The sequence below is a fragment of the Couchioplanes caeruleus genome, assembly GCF_003751945.1.
Lineage (GTDB): Bacteria > Actinomycetota > Actinomycetes > Mycobacteriales > Micromonosporaceae > Actinoplanes > Actinoplanes caeruleus.
In genome coordinates this window covers 1,480,575-1,499,572 of record NZ_RJKL01000001.1, presented here as the reverse complement: position 1 = coordinate 1,499,572, position 18,998 = coordinate 1,480,575, and the positions used below count along the sequence as shown (strand labels likewise).

Sequence of the window (18,998 nt, the reverse complement as noted above, 5' to 3'; positions counted from 1 at the left end):
TCACGGTACGCTTGCGTACCACTTTGGACAAGGGTCCGGCCGGGTGAGGGGTGGGGCATGACGACCGTGCGGCAACGGGCCTTGGCGTCCGCACCGGACGAGAGCGGTGATTTCCGCCGGCGGCTGCTCGACGGCCTGTCCGCGTCGATCGTGGAGGTCGGCTACCGCAACACCACGGTCGCCGACATCGTGCGGCGCGCGCGTACCTCACGACGGACCTTCTACGCGCACTTCCCGGACCGGGAGGCCTGTTTCGTCGCGCTGCTCAGCGACGCGAATGCGCAGATGATCAGCCAGATCTCCGCCGCCGTCGACGGGGCCGCGCCCTGGACCACCCAGGTACGACAGGCGGTCGAGGCCTGGATCGCCTGCGCCGAGTCGCGGCCCGCGATCACTTTGAGCTGGATCCGCGAGGTGCCCTCGCTCGGCCCGGCGGCCCGACGTCTGCAGCGGGACCACCGGGATGCCTTCGTCGCCATGATCCAGACGCTCTGCGGCACCGGCATGTGGAGCGCCGTCCGCGCGGGTCCGGTGTCCCGGCAACTCGCGATCATGCTGCACGGCGGGCTCCGCGAGCTGACGGCCACGACGTGGGAGGACGGCGGCCGCCTCAGCGATCACACCGAGTTCGCCATCCAGGCCTGCATCGCGCTGCTCGGCCCCGGCGCAGACATGCCGCGCCGCTGAAGCTCGCATAACCGGACATAAGGCCCTATAGTCGCGCCGTGACTGCCACAGGTGAGCCTGCGTTCCGTTCTCGGCCGTATGTATGCGGCGTCCTCGGAACAGCGTCTCCGGCTGCATCAACCCGTCTCCTCCAGCGCTCCCCCCGCGGCCTCCGGGAGCTTGTTCGCACAGACCATCTCCGGCTGTGGGCATCGAGGGATCTCGAGCAGTGGCGGCGCGGGGCCGAGGAGGGGTTCTTCTGGGCGGCGAGCGCCGCCGGGTCGGCCCCGTCGTCGTGGCGGGACGCCGCGCAGGACCGGCTCGCGGCGGGGGTGGTCGTCACGCCGGAGTCGGCGATGGTGCACACGTGCGCGCTGGGAATGCAGGAACTGTACGTACGACGGCTGGGGGCGGCCGTGTACTTCTCGGCCCGCATCGAGCCGCTGCTGCACGTGGACGAGTCGATGCTGCATCCCGACGAGCAAGCCTGGGCAAGCATCATCTGCCTGGGCTATCCACTGGGGGAAGCGACACCTTTCGCCGAGGTGCGACGCATGGGGGCTGCCACGGCCTGGCGGGCGGCGGCCGGCAAGCTCGAGCGTCGTGCGTTCGCGCCGCGATACCTCGATGCGGAGGCGGAAGGTCGCCTCGGCCCGTCGGACATGTCGGCACTGTTGAGGGACAAGATGCCCCGGGCACCGCGATTGGGTTCGGTCCACAGCACCCTCAGCGGCGGCTGGGACTCCCGGCTGCTGGCAGGGTTGCTCGCACGATCGGGCCGGCGGACCCGGGCATGGACGACCAGCGCGGACGACGGCCGCGACGACGACCTCGAGCTGGCGGGCCCGGTCGCAAGAGCGCTGCGCATGAGACACAAGTCGGTCGTGCCCGCAGACCAGGCGTGGCTGCAGGACGTCAGAGAAGTCGGTCAGCGGGTTCAGTACCAGGCCTCCATGCACACCTGGTTGATGCCGCTCGCCCGCCGCCTGCACCGCGCCCGCGGGCCACTGGTCGACGGCCTCGCCGGCGACGTTCTCCTGAAGAGCCTGTTCGTGACCCCGGAGGTGGTGGACAGCCGGACGCCCGCCGCCTTGCGAGCGCGGCTGTGGGAGTCATTGTCGCGGGGCCGGGTGAGCCTGCCCGGCATGTTCGCCCCCGAGACCGCGGCGCGGCTGGAAGGGCTGAGCCGAGAATCATTCGACGAGGTCTCCGGGCACCTGGACGGGCATCCGGCCGCTGCGACCCTGAGTGTCCTGCTGAGCCGTACCATGCGCGGCGTGGCGATCTCTCCGATGCTGCTCTTCGCTCCCGAATGCGACGTACATCTTCCGTTCGTGGACCCGCAAGTGCTGACCGCCGCGCTGCAGGTGCCGGCGCACAGCAAGATGGGCGGCGGCTACTACCGCGAGCTGCTGGACGTGGCAGTGGGGTCGGAGGTGGGGCAACTGCCCTCGACCAACGACCCAAGGCCCAAGCGGCCCTTCGGCTACCGGCGACAGGCCAGCGCGCAGGCCGTGAGCTGGATGGCCGCCACCATCGACAACGACGACGCCGTCCGCCGCATGATCGGGCCGAAAATGCGCGCCGCGCTGGAAACCCCGGCCGGCAACGAGCGGCTGCGATCACAGTCCGGCCTGCTGGCCATGCTGCAGGCGGTCACGATGTTTGCGGTATGGCGCTCGGTGTACGCGTCGCGGCTCACGCACGAGGTACCTCTTCTTTCGACGACGCCGTAAGACACGGCATCGCGGGGGATCGCAGCCAAAGGGCCGGTTCTCCCGATCCCTCTACCTTTCGCCGTCGATACCCGCGAAATCGTTTTCATGCTTATTCTCACCACAAAGAGGGTCGTGCACGGTGCACGACGTCGATGAGGGCGAGAATGCGCGAAGGGATGATAGACCCGTTGAAGACGGCTGATATCCACGGGAGCGGCTCCGATGCCGGGTCACTCCCGGCGCGGTGACTGGCCGTTCGGCCGACCGGCAGTCGGTTGATAGTTGGGCTTCCCGCATCTGAACGGCGTCGCATTCTGTCCGGAGCGCCCCCATGGGGAGATGTGGATCACGCCTACGGTCTGTTCGTGTTCGCCGGCCCCGGCCATCGCGATGCGACACCGGAACGGATCCCTGTCGCGGTGACGCCATCCGGTCGGTTCAGCTCGACGGAAGGTGCACAACGATGCCCACATCCTGGACGCGACGGCTGGCACTCCTGAGCGTGGCGACCGCGTCTGTCGTGGCGACCAGTGGCCCGTCCGGACTCGCGTACGCGGCGACCGCGTCCGCCGGCGTCGCGGCCTGCGCCGCGGACAGCGTGGCTCGGGTACGCGCCGGGGCGACGGCCCAGGAGCCCGCGTTGTACTCGAAGAACGAGGCCAACGCCTACGGGGTCATCAAGGATGCACCGCGGCTGCCGAACGGCAGCGTCACCATCCCCACGGTGTTCCACATGGTCTCCGATCGCCCGTTCACGGCGGCCGACAAGAGCCGCTGGAGCTCGATGATCGCGGCGCAGATGTCGGTACTGAACAACTCGTTCGGTGGACGCACGGCGCCGGGCGCCGCCGGCACCCCGTTCCGGTTCTCGCTGACCAACACCACGTGGACGGTGAACAGCGGGTGGTACACCGTCGTGCCGGGCAAGAACGAACGGGACATGAAGAAGGCCCTGTACACCGGGGACGCGCGGACGCTGAACGTGTACGCGGCCAACATCGGCGACGGACTGCTCGGGTGGGCGTACTTCCCCAAGGGCTACAACAACGGCCGTGACTACCTGGACGGTGTGGTCCTGCTCGACGAGTCGATGCCGGGCGGGACGGCCGGCAAGTACGCCGAGGGCGACACCCTGACCCACGAGGTCGGTCACTGGCTGATGCTGGAGCACACCTTCGCGCACGGCTGCGCCGCCTCGGGCGACTTCGTGGCGGACACCGCCCCGGAGGCGGTCCCGCAGTTCGACTGTCCGGTGGGGGCGGACTCCTGCGCCGCGCCGGGGGCCGACCCGATCCACAACTTCATGGACTACTCGCAGGACTCCTGCATGAATATGTTCACTTCCGGCCAGGCCGACCGGATGAGCGACGCCTGGGTCGCCTTCCGCTCCGGTGGTGCCTAGGAATCGCATCGGCGGCACCCGGCCTTGCGGCTCGAAGCGGTCGGCCGACCGCTTCGAGCCGCAATAGCGATTCCGGGCCGCATATCGACGGGACGTCAGGGTTCATCGTCGTGGCTATCGCCGGCATTTCCGGCGGTAGGGTGGGTATCGTCCCCGTGGGTCCGACATTTCCCGTCGTTCGGATCGTCTCGATCCTGCGTAAAGCGGGACCAAGTGCCAACAATTTAGGCCAATGCACGATTCTGGGCAATTGTCTTCAAGCAAGCATCATCTCTGCTTAACGCCGTAGACGGCTTGCGGGCCGCGCGGGTCCCCTTTTCTGCGGCCTTCGAAAACCGTGGGTCGGCGCGGTGGTGATTGCCGTGCGGAAGCTTGTGCGCACACTGAGTGTTGACTACGATCGGCGACGAAGCGATTTCGCGGCTACGTGTGAAACAGCAACAGTATTACGAAATGCATCCTGCCTATTTCCCGGGCGGGCGCCGAACTATTCGTCTCGAGGATATGGGGACGTCGCCACCCGTCAGCCTGAACATTCCGGCGGGATCGGTCTTTTCGATCGCCCGGTTTCGTTACCGCTCAGTTGCCACGTACATGCATGGAGATCAGCCGGACGGCACGGTGGCCGGATGTCGGTCGCCCCCGCGGCGGTCACCATTCTGCGAAGCGAGCCGACATGCCCGAACCCAGGACGTTCCTGTTGACCGGCGGAGGCGGATTCATCGGCAGTCACACCTGCCTGGATCTCTTGGAGCACGATCATCAGGTCATCGTGGTGGACGACTTCTCGAACAGCGTGCCCGCCGCCGTGGAACGGGTGGAGAAGCTGGCCGGCCGGCAGGTGCCGGCCTACCAGGTCGACCTGCGGGACCGCCGCGAGCTCGCCAAGGTGTTCGCGGCGCACCCGGTCGACGCGGTGATCCATTTCGCCGCGAAGAAGGCGGTCGGCGAATCGGTGCGCAAGCCGCTGCAGTACTACGACGTCAACGTCTGCGGGACGGTGACGCTGCTCGAGGTGATGTACCGCTACGGCGTGCGCGAGCTGGTCTTCTCGTCGTCCTGCTCGGTGTACGGCCGGCCCTGCCGCAATCCGCTCGTGGAGGCGGACGCCGGCACACCCACCAGCCCCTATGGCCGGTCGAAGTGGATGTGTGAGCTGGTCCTGGCCGACGCCTGCGCACGCTACGGCGACTTGTCGGTCATCGCGCTCCGGTACTTCAACCCCATCGGGGCACACGACAGCGGTCTGCTCGGTGAAGACCCTCTGGGTGTGCCGAACAACGTGCTGCCCTATCTGGCGCAGGTGGCCGTCGGGCGCCGCCACCACCTGAACGTGTTCGGCCACGATTACCCGACCCGCGACGGCACTTGCATCCGCGACTACGTCCATGTGGCCGACGTCGCGGACGGCCACCGACTCGCCGCGGAACACCTCGGTGACCGGACCGGGCTGCGGGTCTACAACCTCGGAACGGGCGCCGGCACCTCCGTTCTCGAGCTCATCGCCGCCTTCTCGACGGCTTGCGGGCGTGAGTTGCCGTACCGGTTCGTCGGCCGTCGTCCGGGCGACGTCGCCGAGCTGGTCGCGGATGCGGGCCGGGCGGCCCGCGAATGGAACTGGTACGCCCGGCACGACCTCGCGACGATGTGCCAGGACACCTGGCGCTTCCAGCGGCTCAACCCCGCCGGCTACGACCGATGACGGCGCCGGGCATGTCGACACACCACTGCTCGCGCGTCCGGGCCGACGGGCGTCACCTGCGCGTCGCCGACGAGGTCTTCCATGTCCGGGGCGTCACCTACGGAGGCTTCGCCGCTCGTCGCGACGGCGCCGCTTTCCCGGAGCACGCCGTGCTCAAGCGCGACCTGGTGGCGATCGCCGAGGCAGGGTTGACCACCGTACGCACGTACGATCCGGTCCCCGACGACTTCCTCGACCTCGCCGGTGAGCTTTCCCTGCGGGTGCTGGCCGGGCTGCACCACCACGACTGGCGGATGGAGCCGCGGGCCGGACGGGCGGCGCGGCGGCGGGTCCGCGACGCCGGACGGCAGGCGGTGGACGCGGCGCTCGAGTCGTACGCGGGGGACCCGAGGATCCTCGCCCTCGTCGTCGGCAACGAGTACCCGTGCGACGTCGTACGGCTGCACGGCGCCGGTGCCGTCGCGGACGGCCTCGCCGACCTGGTGTCCCGCTGCCACGCGGGCGACCCGGAGCTGCTGGTCACCTACGGCAATTTCCCGACGACCGAGTTCCTCGACGTCGAGGGTCAGGACCTGGTCTGCTACAACGTCTTCCTGGACGAAGCCCCGCGGTTGCGGGCGTACCTACGGCACCTGCGCGTCGTGGCCGGCGACCGGCCGTTGGTCGTCGGCGAGCTCGGCGTTCCTGCCCTGGTGCACGGCGAAACCGCCCAGGCGGCGTCGCTCGCCGCCCAGCTCCCGATCGTGGACGAGACCGGCTGTGCGGGAGCCACGGTCTTCTCCTGGACCGACGAGTGGTCGGTCGCCGGGAAACCCGTGCAGGGCTGGGGCTTCGGCCTCACGGACACCGCGCGCCGTCCACGGCCGGGCCTGGAAGTGGTGAGCCGATGGGCGGCCGCCGGGCTCGCCGACCTGCGTCCGGCGTGGCCGCGGGTCAGCGTGCTCGTCTGTGCGTACAACGCGGAGAAGACCATCGACGAATGCCTGGCGTCGCTGCTGCGGTGCGGCTACCCGGACTTCGAGGTGCTGGTCTGCGACGACGGCTCCACCGACCGGACGGCGGAGATCGCGGCGCGGTACCCGTTCCGGCTGCTGTCGCTGCCACATGCCGGCCTGAGCTGCGCGCGAAACGCCGGGCTCGACGCGGCGACCGGGGAGATCATCGCCTACCTCGACTCCGATGCCGCGTGTCATCCGGACTGGCTGCACCACCTGGTGCTGTCCTTCGACGACGCGCGGGTGGCCGCCACCGGCGGCCCCAACCTGCCGTGTCCGGGCGCCGGCATCGTGGAGCGGGCGGTGGCCTTGTCGCCCGGTGCCCCCACCGAGGTGCTGATCGGTGACGACCGGGCCGAGCACGTCCCGGGCTGTAACATGGCATATCGGCGCGAGGCGCTGCGCGCCGTCGGCGGGTTCCGGCCGGCGTACACCGCCGCCGGCGACGACGTGGACGTGTGCTGGAAGCTGCTCGACGAGGGGCGCCAGATCGCCTTCGCGGGGGCCGCGCAGGTGTATCACCATCGGCGCGACACCGTCACCGGATACCTGCGCCAGCAGCGCGGCTACGGCCGTGCCGAACGCATGCTCTCCGGTGCTCATCCGCACCGCTTCAACCGCCTCGGCCAGGCCCGCTGGTCCGGCTTCGTCTACGGGGGAGCCCGCATCGCCGCCCGCATGCTGCGGCCGGTGGTCTATCACGGTTACGCCGGTACGGCGCCGTACCAGCCGGTCGCCCGGCGGCGGGCGGAGGCCGCGGCGCAGTACGGCGGTGTGTTGCTGCCGCTGACCCTGCCGCCGGTCGTCGCCGGCCTGTTGATCATGCCGGTGTCGTCCTGGGCCTTGCCGGTCGTCGCCACCGCGGTCGTCGCCGTGCTGGGCTACGCGCTCCTCGTCGCCACCACCCTCGCGGTGCCTGACGGCGAGCCGCGGCCGGTGGCGCTGCGACTGCTCGTCGCGGCCCTGCACGTGCTGCAGCCGTTCGTCCGGCTGTGGGGCCGGCTTCGAGGCCGTCCGCTGAGCGGGCCGCCCCCGCAGGGATCCACCTGGTCCGGCGACCGGCTCACCTGGCTGCGGCTCCTGGAGGACGACCTCAGGGCACGCCGGTGCGCCGTGCGTCGGAGCAGCCCGTTCAGCACCTGGGACGTCGCCGCGACCGTCGGACCGTTCCTGACCGCCCGGATCGTCACCGCCGTGCTGTGGCGCTGGCAGCCGGCGCACCGGGTCCGGTGGTCGCTGCGGCTCACCCTCCCGCTGCTGCTCGCGGTCCTCTCCGTGCTGGCCGTCGTCGACCTCGCGGTGGCGGCTGCCGGCGCCGGTGCGGCGGGCGTCGCGCTCGGATGCGAGGCGCTGCTGCTGGGCCGACGTGTTCGCGCCGGCCTGGCCCACACCACCCGGCAGGTGGCGCCGACCGCCTCGCCCCGTCGTGCCTCCGGGGAACCGACATGACCCGTACCGTTGCCGCACAGACCGTGGTCGTGGGTGCCGGACCGGTGGGCTCGCTGCTCGCGCTGCTGCTCGCCCGCCGGGGCCACCAGGTGATCGTCTACGAGAGCCGGCCCGATCCGCGCCGCCTCCCGGCGCCGCCGGGGCGGTCCATCAACCTGACCCTCGCCGAGCGCGGCTGGCACGCCCTGCGGGCGGTGGACGCCGACGCCGCCGTCCACGAGATCTGCGTGCCGCTGTACGGCCGCATGATCCACTCCCCGTACGGCGCCTGCGCGTTCCAGCCGTACACCAGCCGGCACGACGCCATCTACTCCGCGTCCCGCACCGAGCTGACCGACCTGCTCCTGGAGATGGTGCGTGCGCATCCGGCCGTGCGCATCCACTTCGACCACCGGTGCCTGGAACCGGACTTCGCCGGCCGGCGTCTGCACCTGCTCGGCCCGGGCGGCGTGACGACGACGGTCGCCGCACGGCATGTCTTCGCCGCCGACGGCGCCTGGTCCACTGTGCGGCGGGGGCTGCTGCGCGCGCACGGCGGCAGCTTCTTCCAGCGTCTGTCGCCGATGCTCTACCGGGAGCTGCGAGTGCCCCGCAGCGGTCTCACGGGGGACCTTGCCCGCCGCGAGGCCCTGCACCTGTGGCCCCGCGGGCAGTGCATGCTGGTGGGCTTCCCCAACCTCGACGGCAGCGCGACCGTGTCGGTGTTCATGCCCCTGACCGGAGAGGAGTCGTTCGCGGCGTTGACCACGCCGCCGGAGCTGACCCGGTTCCTGCTCAGCGAATGCCCCGACCTGCTCGCCGCCTCACCCGCTCTGGTGGAGGACTTCTTCGCCCGCCCGCCGTCGTTGCTGGTGAGCAGTAGTTGCCGGCCGTGGATCCACGAGGACTGGCTGGCCCTGGTGGGCGACGCCGCGCACGCGCTGGTGCCGTTCCTGGGGCAAGGACTCAACGCGGGCTTCGAGGACTGCACCGTGCTTCTCGAGTGCATCGAGGAGAGCGGCGGTGACTGGCACGCCGCCCTGCGGCGCTACGAACAGGACCGTACGGCGAACTGCGAGACGGTCATCCAGTTGGCCGAACAGCACTACGACGAGCTGGCGGTCCGGGCCCGCGACCCCCTGTTCCGGGTCCGCAAGTGGCTGGAGGACCGGGCGTACCGGCTGGACCCCGACCGGTTCGTCCCCCTCTACACGATGGTGGCCTTCTCCCGGCGGCCCTACACGGAGGTCCGCTGCCGCCAGGCCCGCCAGGAAGAGATGCTCGACCGCCTCATGAAGCACCCGGCGATCCGGGCGCGAGAGGTCGGCGGCCACGTCGACGCCCTCATCCGCGACGAGCTGGCCCAGTTGGCAGGCTGACGGTGCGCGCCGGACGGTACCGCCGCCTGCTGCGCTATCCGCGCGCGCAGCGGCGGAGACTGTCGGTGCTCGCCGTCGCGACCGCACTGTCGGCGACGCTGGCCGCCCTCCAGCCGCTGCCCCTCAAGCTGCTGGTCGACAACGGCCTCTCCGGCCGTCCGCTGACCGGTCCCGTCGGCGCGGCGTTCGCCGCCCTGGGCCTCGACGGCTCCGCCCGGTCCATCGTCCTGGTCACGGCCGTCCTCACGGGCCTGATCGCCATGCTCGCCACGACCGTGCACGCGGCCACGGCGTGGCTCGTCGAGACGACCGGCCTGCGCCTGACCCGGGCCGTCACCGTCGAGATGTTCGACCGCCTCCAGCGCCAGTCCTCCGGCTTCCACGTCACCCGGCCCGCCGGCGACTCCATGAGCCGACTCAGCACGGACAGCTATGCGGTCTATGCCGCCACCCATGCCGTGCTCGTCGGTCCGCTCCTGCATGTCCTGACACTGGTCGCCGTGGGGCTGTCCGCGTGGCGGCTGAACTCTCCGCTCACCCTGGTGCTGTTCGCCGCCGCGCCGGTGCTCGCCGTCATCGCGCACGGTCTCGGCACGCGGGTGAAGGGACGCGCACTCGGATTCCGGCGCGCCCAATCCGCGCTCGTCGCCTTCGTGACGCAGGTGCTGCACGCGCTGCCGGTCGTGCAGGCGTACACCGCCGAGGACCGCAATCTGCACACCATGCGCGACCGGGTGGACGGTGCCGTAGCCGCGGGACGGCGGGCCGCGACGACCGAGACGGTCGCGGAGTCCGTCGGCGGCCTGGTCAGCGCCGCCGCGGTCGCCATCGTGCTCCTCGCCGGCGGCCACCAGGTGCTGCGCGGCCAGCTCACCGTCGGGGCCCTGCTCGTCTTCCTCGTCTACGCCCGCACCATCGAGGGCGAGGCCCGGGGACTGCTCCAGGTCCAGCGGGAACTCCGGGTGGCCGAAGCGGGGTTGGAGCGCGTCCTGGAGGTCGTGGAGTCGGCGCGGGATCTGCCGGAGTGTCCCCGTCCGGCGGTCCTGCCCGTGGTGGGCCGTGGGTCGGCGGTGGTCTTCGACGGTGTGGTGTTCGGATACCGGCCGGGTCGGCCGGTGCTGCACGGCATCGACCTGCGCGTGGAGGCGGGGGAGACGGTGGCTCTGGTCGGGCCGACCGGTGCGGGCAAGTCGACTCTGGTGTCGTTGGTGCCGCGGTTGGTCGACCCGTGGGCCGGGCGGGTGCTGCTCGATGGTGTGGATGCCCGGTCGGCGCGGTTGTCGCAGTGGCGTGGTCGGGTGTCGGTGGTGCGGCAGCAGCCGTTGCTGCTGCCGGTGTCGGTGGCCGAGAACATCGCCTACGGGCGTCCCGACGCCAGCCGTCGCGACGTCGAGCACGCCGCCCGCCACGCTCTGGCCGATGACTTCATCGAGGCGTTGCCCGAGGGTTACGACACGGTGCTGGGTGAACACGGCAGCACGTTGTCCGGTGGTCAGCAGCAGCGGCTGGCCATCGCCCGCGCGTTGTTGAAGGACGCGCCGGTGCTGATCCTGGATGAGCCCACCGCGGCGTTGGATCCGGAGTCGGAGGCGGCGTTGGTCACCGCCGTCGCCCGGGCCGCCGCCGGGCGCACCGTGCTGGTCATCGCCCACCGGCTCAGCACCGTCCGCGGCGCGGACCGCATCGTCGTGCTCGACGCCGGGCGCATCATCGAACACGGCACCCACACCGAACTGCTCACCACCGGCGGCACCTACGCCCGCTACCACCGCCTCCACTTCGGGGTGACCCCGTGAACCGGCATCCGTGGTGGCGCATGCCGATGGCGTACGCACTGCGGCACCGCACTGCGCTCGCCGTCATCGCTCTCCTCGACGTCGCGCTCGCCGCCGTCGCGGCGGCGTTGCCGTGGCCCGCCAAGCTCGCCGTCGACTCCGCGCTGCGCGGCGAGGATCTGCCGGGCTGGGCGGCCTGGCTCACCCGCGTGCCAGGGCTCGGCACGCCCGCGGGCATGCTGGCGCTGCTCGCCGCCGCCTCCGTGGTCCTGGTCGCCGCCCGGTCGGTCCTCGCCGGGGTCCAGCGGGTGATGCGCCGCACGGCCGGGCAGCGGATGAGCGCCGACCTCGCCATGGACGTCCTCGACCGGCTGCAACGCGGCTCCCTGGCACGGCGCTCCGCGCGGCCGACCGGCGACCTCGTGCAGCGGGTCCTCGCCGACACCCGGTGCGTGGACACGCTCGCCCTGGGCGTACTCCTCGCCGTCTTTCAGGCCGCGACCGCGCTGACCGTGATGGCCGTCATCATGTGGGGGCTGGATCCCCTGCTCACCGTGGTGTCACTGGCCGTCGGACCGGCGCTGCTCCTGGCCGCGCGGGGCTTCGCGGGCTCGATGACCCGCAATGCCACCCGCGAGGCCGATGCGCTCGGCGACGTGATGACCTCGGCGGAACGCATGCTCAGCGCCGTACCCGAGATCCAGAGCTTCACGGCCGAGGAGCGCGAGCTGCGCCGCTTCGCCGCCTGCGCCGACCGTCAGGTCGCGGCCGGGCTGCGCGTCCACCGCACCGCCCTGCTCTACCAGCTCACGCTCGGCGGGATCACGGCGGCCGGCACCGCGGTCGTGCTGGCGCTCGCCGCCCTCGCGACCCTGCGTGCCACGCTGAGCGTCGGTGACCTGATCATTTTCACCGCGTACGTCGCGGCCCTCTACTCGCCCCTCGAGTCCACCGCGCACCTCGGCGACGCCGTCGCCCGAGCCCGGGCCGGGACGCGGCGGGTGGTGGAGGTGCTGGAGTCCACGCAGGACGTGCCGCAACGCCACCACCCGGTGACGCTGCCCCCCGCCGGCCACGGCTCAGCGCTGGTCTTCGACGGTGTGGTGTTCGGATACCAGCCCGGGCGGCCGGTGCTGCACGACATCAGCCTGCACGTCGAGGCGGGGGAGACGGTGGCACTGGTCGGGCCGACCGGCGCCGGCAAATCCACCCTGCTGTCGCTGGTGCCACGCTTCTTCGACCCCTGGGCCGGGCACGTCTTTCACGACGGCGTGGATGTCCGGCTGGCCCGGCTGCACCAGCTCCGCAGCCGTGTCTCGGTCGTGCGGCAACAGCCGTTGCTGCTGCCGGTGTCGGTGGCCGAGAACATCGCCTACGGGCGTCCCGACGCCAGCCGTCGCGACGTCGAGCACGCCGCCCGCCACGCTCTGGCCGATGACTTCATCGAGGCGTTGCCCGAGGGTTACGACACGGTGCTGGGTGAACACGGCAGCACGTTGTCCGGTGGTCAGCAGCAGCGGCTGGCCATCGCCCGCGCGTTGTTGAAGGACGCGCCGGTGCTGATCCTGGATGAGCCCACCGCGGCGTTGGATCCGGAGTCGGAGGCGGCGTTGGTCACCGCCGTCGCCCGGGCCGCCGCCGGGCGCACCGTGCTGGTCATCGCCCACCGGCTCAGCACCGTCCGCGGCGCGGACCGCATCGTCGTGCTCGACGCCGGGCGCATCATCGAACACGGCACCCACACCGAACTGCTCACCACCGGCGGCACCTACGCCCGCTACCACCACCTGAACCTCATCGGCGGACGCGGCGAGGTCCGATGAGGATCGCCTTCGCCGCGCAGCAGTTCCCGCCCTCGGCCGGGGGCATCAGCACGCAGACGGCCGCCAAGGCGTACGGCCTTGCAGCGCTGGGGCACGAGGTACACGTCGTCACGCACAGCCTCGACGGGAACCGCAGCGAACGCTACCGCGACGGCGTGCACGTGATCCGCATCCCGGGCGCCGGGTTCCCGGCGCGCCCCTACACCGAGGCCGGCCGGTGGCTCGGCTACAGCGTTGCGGTGGCCGCGGAGCTCACGGCCCTCGCCGACGGGCCCGGCCTGGACGTCGTGGACCTGCCCGACTACGGCGGCGAGGGGTACGCCTACCTGGCCGGCCGGGAGCCGCGGGACCGGGCCCCCGTCACGGTGCAGTTGCACGGACCGCTCGTCATGCTGGCCCACACCATCGGCTGGCCCGAGCCCGGCAGCACGCTGCACGAGATCGGCATCGGCATGGAGCGGGCATGCGTCCGGCTGGCCGAGCGGATCTACTCCTCCAGCTCCTGCTCGGCCGACTGGTGCCGGCGGCATTACGGTGCCCCGACCGGTCCCGTCCCGACCCTCCACACCGGCGTGGACATCGACCGGTTCCGGCCGGTGCACGGTGCCGAGCGGCACGGGGTGGTCTTCGTCGGCCGGATCGCCGAGAGCAAGGGCGTCCTGGATCTGCTCGACGCGGTGCTGGCGGTGACGGACCCACCCCCGCGACTACGGCTGACGGCCGTCGGGCCCGGCGAGCCGGACACCGTGCGCCGGCTCGTCGCGCGGGCAGCCGCCGCCGGCCGGCCGGACGTGCTGGAGCTGCGCCGGCCCCTCGATCATGACGAGCTGCCCGCCGTGCTGGCCAGGGCGGCGGTCGTCGCCCTGCCGTCGCACTACGAGGGTGGCCCCGGCCTGGTGTACCTGGAGGCCATGGCGTGTGGTGTGCCCGTGGTGGCCACCGCGGCCGGCGGCGCGGTAGAGGTCGTCCAGCACGGGCACACCGGGCTCGTCGTGCCGCCAGGCGACGTACCGGCACTGACCGGCGCCTTGCAGGCCCTGCTGACCGATCCGCCGAGAGCCGCCCGGATGGGTCACGAAGCCCGCGCGTACGTGGAGCGCAACGCCGACCGGCGCCGCTGTCTGCGGCGGCTGGAGTCCCTGTTGCAGGAGGTGGTGGAGGATGGTCACCGCTAGGGCGTGCCTTGCGGCCCGGGTGCTTCCCGGCCTCGGCGATCCGTCGCTGCCGGCAGCGCAATGGCGGGCATTGCTCGGAAGAAGCGACACCCGGGAGGTCTTCCTCACCCGGGAGTGGCTGGACGCCTGGCGACGCAGTCATCCCCGCGGGCGGGTCCTGCCCGTGCTGGTGCTCCGCGACGGCGTGCCGGTGCTGCTCGCGCCGTTCTTCGCCGAAGAGGGCATGGTGTTCTTCTGCGGCGTCGGCGGCGCCGACTACCTCGACCTGCTCGGCGACGTGACGGACACCGGGGCGGTCACCACCGCGCTGGCGACGGCACGGGCGGCCACTGCCGGGTTCGTCGGCTTCCGGCTGCACCACGTGCCCGACGACTCCCGTACCGCAGACTCGCTGTCCGGGGCCGCCACGGTCCTGGGGCTCGACCTGGTCGACGAGGGCACGCTGGCCGCTCCGTACGTCGATCTGGCCGCCGATGCCCGGTCTCAGCGGCCCGCGGCCCACCGGCGCAGCCTCGTGCGGCACGAGCGCGGCCTGCGACGTGACGGTGAGCTGAGTGTCGTCCACGACCGGACACCCACCGCGATCGACCTGGAGCCGTTCTTCGCTCAGCACGTCCAGCGGTGGGCGGACACCTCGTACCCGAGCGCCTTCACGGCGCCCGGCCGCCGAGCCTTCTTCCGCGCGGTCGCCGCCGCCGGCGCCGCGCAGGGCTGGGTGGTCTTCACGACGGTGCGCTGGAACGGCACCGCGGTCGCGTTCCATCTCGGGTTCGACTTCGCCGGCTCGCTGTTGTGGTACAAACCGTCGTTCGATCCGGCGTACGCGGCCCGATCGCCCGGCGAGGTGCTGTTGCGGCAGTTGCTACTGCTCGCCCGGGAGATTCCCGGCTGCACCCGCTTCGACTTCGGCATCGGCGACGAGGCGTACAAGTACCGGTTCGCCACCGGTGTGCGCACGGTACGGACCTGGGGGCTGTATCCCCTCGAGCCGGTGGCGCGCTGAGATGGCACGGCGGATTCTCGTGGTGAGCCCGCACCCGGACGACGAGACCGTCGGATGCGGCGGGGCGCTGCGGCTGCACGCCCTCGCGGGCGCCCAGGTGCGCGTCGTCTTCCTCACCTCCGGAGAAGCCGGCGGGCACGGCCTCGACCCGGCCGAGACCCGGCGCGTGCGCGAGGCGGAGGCGCAGGCCGCGGCCGCGGCTCTCGGCCTGGCCGGCATCGAGTTCTGGCGGCTGCCCGACGGCCGGCTGACCGCCACCCGCAGCCTCGTGGCGCGACTGCGCGAGCTGATCAGCGATTTCCAGCCGGAGGTGATCTACGTGCCGCACGACGGTGAGCAGCATCCCGACCACCGTGCCGCCGCCCGGCTGGTGCACGGTGCGACCACCCGGCTCAACGGCGCCGTCGAGCCTTTCCGGGTACTCATGTTCGAGGTGTGGACTCCGCTCGCTGACTTGGACGAACTCGTCGACATCTCGCCGGTGATCGACACCAAGCTGGCCGCGATCCGGCTCTATGCCAGTCAGTGCCGGGTGCTGCGGTTCGACGACGCACTCGCCGGGCTGGCCCGCTACCGCGGCGAGATGCACAACTGGCCGGGTGGCGACTACGCCGAGGCCTACCGGGAGCCACGGTGGTGATCCACCACGTCTTCGCCAACCGGTCCAACGCCGGCGACTGGCTGGCCGCCCAGGGCATCCAGAGCCAGCTCGTCGGCGTACGGGTCGTATCCCACCTGTGCGACGCCCCATTCGTACGGCGGACGCTGCACGTCCTGAAGCGTGCCGGTCCCGACGACCTGGTGGTGATCGGCGGGGGTGGGCTGCTGATGGACTACTTCGCGCCGTTGTGGACGGGACTGGCGGCTCTGTCGGACCGGTTGCGCTACTGCCTGTGGGGCCTGGGCGCGGTCGACCTGAAGCGGGAGGACTCACGCCTGGACCCGGACCTGCCGCGTGCAGTCGCCGGCCGCGCGCTCCTGTGCCGGGTTCGCGATGAACACACCCGCAGGCTGCTCGGCGGCCCGCGACTGCCCTCCGCGGTGAGCTGCCCGAGCGTGCTCATGCTGCGCCGATCCCGGCGGCACGGCTGGGGAGTGCTGCACGTCGACAACCTCACCACCGTCGGCGAGGCGGAGTACGAGGCGATGGGCCGTGCCGCCGTCCGGTTCGCGGCGCGGACGGGACGGGCGTACCGGGAGACCAACAACCTGCACCGCGACGGTGACGCCGCGGGCCTGGAGCGTGTCCTGGACCTCTACCGCTGGTCCGACGTCGTGGTGACCTCGCGGCTGCACGGCTGCATCATCGCCGTGGCCACCGGCCGCAGGGTGGTGGCCGTGTCCGGCGACTGGAAGATCGAGTCGTTCATGACGGCGGCCGGGCTCGGCGACTGGGTACTTCCGCAGGAGCAGGTGGACCGCGTGCCGGAACTGCTGTGCCACCTCGACGAGCAGCCCGACGCGGCGCCGGCCCTGGCCCGTGCGCGGCGGGCCCACCGGCACATCGGAGCACGGGTGCGCGACCTTGCGGCGAGGCGGCCGTGAACCGGTTGCGCATCGTCGTCAGCGGACTCGTCGGGTTGTACCCGCTGGGCGGGGTCGCCTGGGACTACCTGCAGTACATGATCGGCCTGGCCCGGCTCGGCCACGACGTGTACTACCACGAGGACACCTGGCGGTGGCCCTACCAGCCGGTCGACGTGACCTTCAGCGCGGACGGGACGTACTCCGCCGCCTTCATCGCCGGATTCCTCGCCGACTGGGCTCCGGAGCTCGCCGAGCGGTGGCACTACGTGCATCTGGCCGCCGAACACCACGGGATGAGCGCGACCGCGTTCCGCCGCGTGGCGCGCACGGCCGACGTGTTCCTCAACATCAGCGGGGGCAGCGCCGTCCCGGAGGAACTGCCGGCCGGCGCCGCACGGGTGTTCGTCGACACCGATCCCGGCGTCAACCAGATCATGCTGCGGCAGCGGCTGGCGTGGGCCGACGACTCCGGGCCGTGGGCCATCACCAGCCACGACCGGTTCTTCACGTACGGCGAGAACCTCGGCGGCGCGCAATGTCGCGTACCGGTCGACGACTTCCCGTGGCGTACCACCCGGATGCCGGTGGTCACCGCGCTGTGGCGGGACCTGCCTCCGGTGCCCCGCGGTGCCCCGTGGTCGACGGTCACGACCTGGAACGCCTTCGGCCACCGCATCGTGCTCGACGGGGTCGAGTACCGCAGCAAGGACGCCGAGTTCGAGCGCCTCATCGACCTGCCCCGGCGGGTGCCGGTGCCGGTACGGGTGGCGTTGGGCGGCCTCGGCGCGCCGGGTGACAGGCTGCGGGCGTACGGCTGGCAGGTGGTCGACGCGCCCGCCATGACGATCAGTGCGCGGAGTTACCGTGATTTCATCGGCGGTTCCCGTGGCGAGCTGACCCCGGTCAAGGAGGTCTACACCGCACTGCGGACCGGTTGGTTCAGCACCCGTTCCGCCTGCTACCTGGCGGCCGGAAGACCTGTCGTGGTCCAGCAGACCGGTCTCCCGGCCGCTCTGCCCGTGGGGGAGGGCATCCTCGTGTTCACGTGTCCGGAGGAAGCCGCGGAGGCGGTGTGCCGGGTGGAAGGCGACTACGACCGGCACGCCACGGCGGCCCGGCGGGTGGCGGAGGACTACTTCGGTGCGAGTGGGGTGCTGCGGCGACTGCTCAGCGACCTGGACGCCTGACCACCGGGGAAGCCGGTTCCGGGGCGGCTACCTGGAGGCCTATGGCCGTACCGGCCTCCGCGCACAACCGCAGCCTGTCCTCCAGTACGCCGCGCAACCGCCGGTCGAGCTCGTCGTCCCCCAGCGCGTCGAGCAATTCCTGATAGGCGGTGATGTGGTACTCCGGCCGCAGCGGAAAGCCCGCGAGGCGCTCGACGTCGATCGTGGACGGCAGGGAGGCGCACCGGTCCAGGGCTCCTACCGCCCGCAGCGCGATCATCGTCCGGACACACTTCTCGCAGTGTCCGCAGTTGTAGGCGTCGGTCAGCTCACCGGTGTTGCAGACCCGCAGGTTGTCCAGCAGCACCTGGTACTCCGGGTCGGCGAGAACCCTGATCTTGTCCATGCGGCCGGCCTCGCAGCCGTCATGCACGATGGTCACGCCCTCGGTGCCCCACAGCGGGTCCAAGAGGGGGTGCGAGCCGCCGGGGAAGAGATTGTCGTAGGTGAACGAGGCGGCGAGGTGCACGGCGTCGTAAGCGCCGCCGATACCGAGCACCGTGCTGGCCAGGCCGGCCGCGAAGTGCATGGTGACCCAGTCGACCACCCTGTCGGTGACCTCGCGCAGATTCGTCGTGACAGGCACGACGCGCGCGCCCGTGGCGGCGGCCACCCGCTCGGCCGCCGCGACCATGGGTGGGAACCGCTCCGACTCCCACAGGTAGACGTCGAAGCCCTCGATCATGATGAGGTCGTCGATGCGGTCCTCCACGACGGGACCGCCGTGACGGTTCTTCGCCAGGCAGTACGCCGAGTCCACGCCCAGGGAGAAGAACAACCCCCGCCGGTGCTCCCGCTCCGGCATCCGGGGTGCGCCCACGCCACAGTGCAGGCGTACGCGCTGGAAGTCGGCGTGCCACCGGGTCCAGATGTCCTGAATCGTGGTAGCCGCGTGCCGATGGAGCCGCGGCGAGACGTCGGCGTCGATGTGCAGGTCCTCGCCGAGACGCATGGCGACGCCGAGCAGGGCGGCGACGAACGGGTCGCCGTTGCCGGCGCTCAGCCAGGGCGAGAATTCGGGCGGGTAGCGGTACCACAGACGGAAGGGCTCGTCGCCCCACACCCAGTGAGTCTCGAAGTGCACATCGGCCCGGAGGATCAGCGAGCGGTCAGAGGCCTCTGTCATGATCCGGTCAACGTGCATCGGACCGCCTTCCGGCGCGGCTTCGGCGATCCTCG

General features: G+C 71.4%; 14 protein-coding genes. 13 read left to right on the top strand and 1 reads right to left on the bottom strand.

The features are described 5' to 3' along the window. Nucleotides 1-57 precede the first annotated feature (57 nt). From EDD30_RS06450 to EDD30_RS06390, 13 genes are all read left to right on the top strand, one after another. Nucleotides 58-687, top strand: coding sequence for a TetR/AcrR family transcriptional regulator (locus tag EDD30_RS06450; RefSeq protein ID WP_071805941.1), 630 nt, complete (start codon nt 58-60; stop codon nt 685-687). Between the two features lie 335 nt (nt 688-1,022). Then, a complete protein-coding gene (locus tag EDD30_RS06445) occupies nt 1,023-2,402 on the top strand; it encodes an asparagine synthase-related protein (RefSeq protein WP_143162706.1) in 1,380 nt (459 codons plus the stop codon). Between the two features lie 445 nt (nt 2,403-2,847). Next, nucleotides 2,848-3,786, top strand: a complete 939-nt coding sequence (locus EDD30_RS06440) for a zinc metalloprotease (RefSeq protein WP_071805939.1) — start codon at nt 2,848-2,850, stop codon at nt 3,784-3,786. A 676-nt stretch (nt 3,787-4,462) separates the two neighbouring features. Next, nucleotides 4,463-5,488, top strand: coding sequence for a UDP-glucose 4-epimerase GalE (galE, locus tag EDD30_RS06435; protein ID WP_071808144.1), 1,026 nt, complete (start codon nt 4,463-4,465; stop codon nt 5,486-5,488). Nucleotides 5,489-5,499: 11 nt separating this feature from the next. Continuing rightward, nucleotides 5,500-7,932, top strand: coding sequence for a glycosyltransferase family 2 protein (locus EDD30_RS06430; RefSeq protein WP_071808143.1), 2,433 nt, complete (start codon nt 5,500-5,502; stop codon nt 7,930-7,932). Beyond that, nucleotides 7,929-9,290: an FAD-dependent oxidoreductase gene (locus tag EDD30_RS06425; RefSeq protein WP_071808142.1), complete on the top strand. Its 1,362-nt coding sequence runs from the start codon at nt 7,929-7,931 to the stop codon at nt 9,288-9,290. Before EDD30_RS06430 ends, EDD30_RS06425 begins: the two co-directional genes overlap by 4 nt. Nucleotides 9,291-9,292: 2 nt before the next feature. After that, on the top strand, nt 9,293-11,086 hold the full coding sequence (locus EDD30_RS41395) for an ABC transporter ATP-binding protein (RefSeq protein WP_148088120.1): 1,794 nt from the start codon (nt 9,293-9,295) through the stop codon (nt 11,084-11,086). Beyond that, nucleotides 11,083-12,888 (top strand): ABC transporter ATP-binding protein, encoded by a 1,806-nt coding sequence (locus EDD30_RS06415; protein WP_084556063.1) that lies wholly within the window; start codon nt 11,083-11,085, stop codon nt 12,886-12,888. The genes EDD30_RS41395 and EDD30_RS06415 overlap by 4 nt, the downstream gene beginning before the upstream one ends. Then, nucleotides 12,885-14,063 carry a glycosyltransferase family 4 protein gene (locus EDD30_RS06410; protein WP_071802912.1) on the top strand — a complete coding sequence of 393 codons (1,179 nt, stop codon included), beginning with the start codon at nt 12,885-12,887 and terminating at the stop codon, nt 14,061-14,063. The genes EDD30_RS06415 and EDD30_RS06410 overlap by 4 nt, the downstream gene beginning before the upstream one ends. Beyond that, a complete protein-coding gene (locus EDD30_RS06405; protein WP_084556244.1) occupies nt 14,050-15,066 on the top strand; it encodes a GNAT family N-acetyltransferase in 1,017 nt (338 codons plus the stop codon). Before EDD30_RS06410 ends, EDD30_RS06405 begins: the two co-directional genes overlap by 14 nt. 1 nt (nt 15,067) lies before the next feature. Beyond that, the gene (locus tag EDD30_RS06400) at nt 15,068-15,706 is read left to right on the top strand and encodes a PIG-L deacetylase family protein (RefSeq protein WP_071802910.1); all 639 of its coding nucleotides are present in this window, start codon (nt 15,068-15,070) and stop codon (nt 15,704-15,706) included. After that, the gene (locus EDD30_RS06395) at nt 15,700-16,611 is read left to right on the top strand and encodes a polysaccharide pyruvyl transferase family protein (protein WP_071802909.1); all 912 of its coding nucleotides are present in this window, start codon (nt 15,700-15,702) and stop codon (nt 16,609-16,611) included. The genes EDD30_RS06400 and EDD30_RS06395 overlap by 7 nt, the downstream gene beginning before the upstream one ends. Then, nucleotides 16,608-17,780 (top strand): glycosyltransferase, encoded by a 1,173-nt coding sequence (locus EDD30_RS06390; protein ID WP_071802908.1) that lies wholly within the window; start codon nt 16,608-16,610, stop codon nt 17,778-17,780. The genes EDD30_RS06395 and EDD30_RS06390 overlap by 4 nt, the downstream gene beginning before the upstream one ends. Here EDD30_RS06390 and EDD30_RS06385 read toward each other — a convergent pair. Continuing rightward, nucleotides 17,761-18,945: a hypothetical protein gene (locus tag EDD30_RS06385; RefSeq protein ID WP_143162531.1), complete on the bottom strand. Its 1,185-nt coding sequence runs from the start codon at nt 18,943-18,945 to the stop codon at nt 17,761-17,763. The genes EDD30_RS06390 and EDD30_RS06385 overlap by 20 nt on opposite strands. Nucleotides 18,946-18,998: the final 53 nt, after the last annotated feature.

Coding starts and splice junctions, on each gene's coding strand:
- EDD30_RS06400 (WP_071802910.1), top strand. CDS start 15,068: ATGGCACGGCGGATTCTCGTGGTGAGCCCGCACCCGGACGACGAGACC.
- EDD30_RS06430 (WP_071808143.1), top strand. CDS start 5,500: ATGTCGACACACCACTGCTCGCGCGTCCGGGCCGACGGGCGTCACCTG.
- EDD30_RS06425 (WP_071808142.1), top strand. CDS start 7,929: ATGACCCGTACCGTTGCCGCACAGACCGTGGTCGTGGGTGCCGGACCG.
- EDD30_RS06410 (WP_071802912.1), top strand. CDS start 12,885: ATGAGGATCGCCTTCGCCGCGCAGCAGTTCCCGCCCTCGGCCGGGGGC.
- EDD30_RS06405 (WP_084556244.1), top strand. CDS start 14,050: ATGGTCACCGCTAGGGCGTGCCTTGCGGCCCGGGTGCTTCCCGGCCTC.
- EDD30_RS06450 (WP_071805941.1), top strand. CDS start 58: ATGACGACCGTGCGGCAACGGGCCTTGGCGTCCGCACCGGACGAGAGC.
- EDD30_RS06385 (WP_143162531.1), bottom strand. CDS start 18,945: ATGACAGAGGCCTCTGACCGCTCGCTGATCCTCCGGGCCGATGTGCAC.
- EDD30_RS06440 (WP_071805939.1), top strand. CDS start 2,848: ATGCCCACATCCTGGACGCGACGGCTGGCACTCCTGAGCGTGGCGACC.
- galE (WP_071808144.1), top strand. CDS start 4,463: ATGCCCGAACCCAGGACGTTCCTGTTGACCGGCGGAGGCGGATTCATC.
- EDD30_RS06445 (WP_143162706.1), top strand. CDS start 1,023: ATGGTGCACACGTGCGCGCTGGGAATGCAGGAACTGTACGTACGACGG.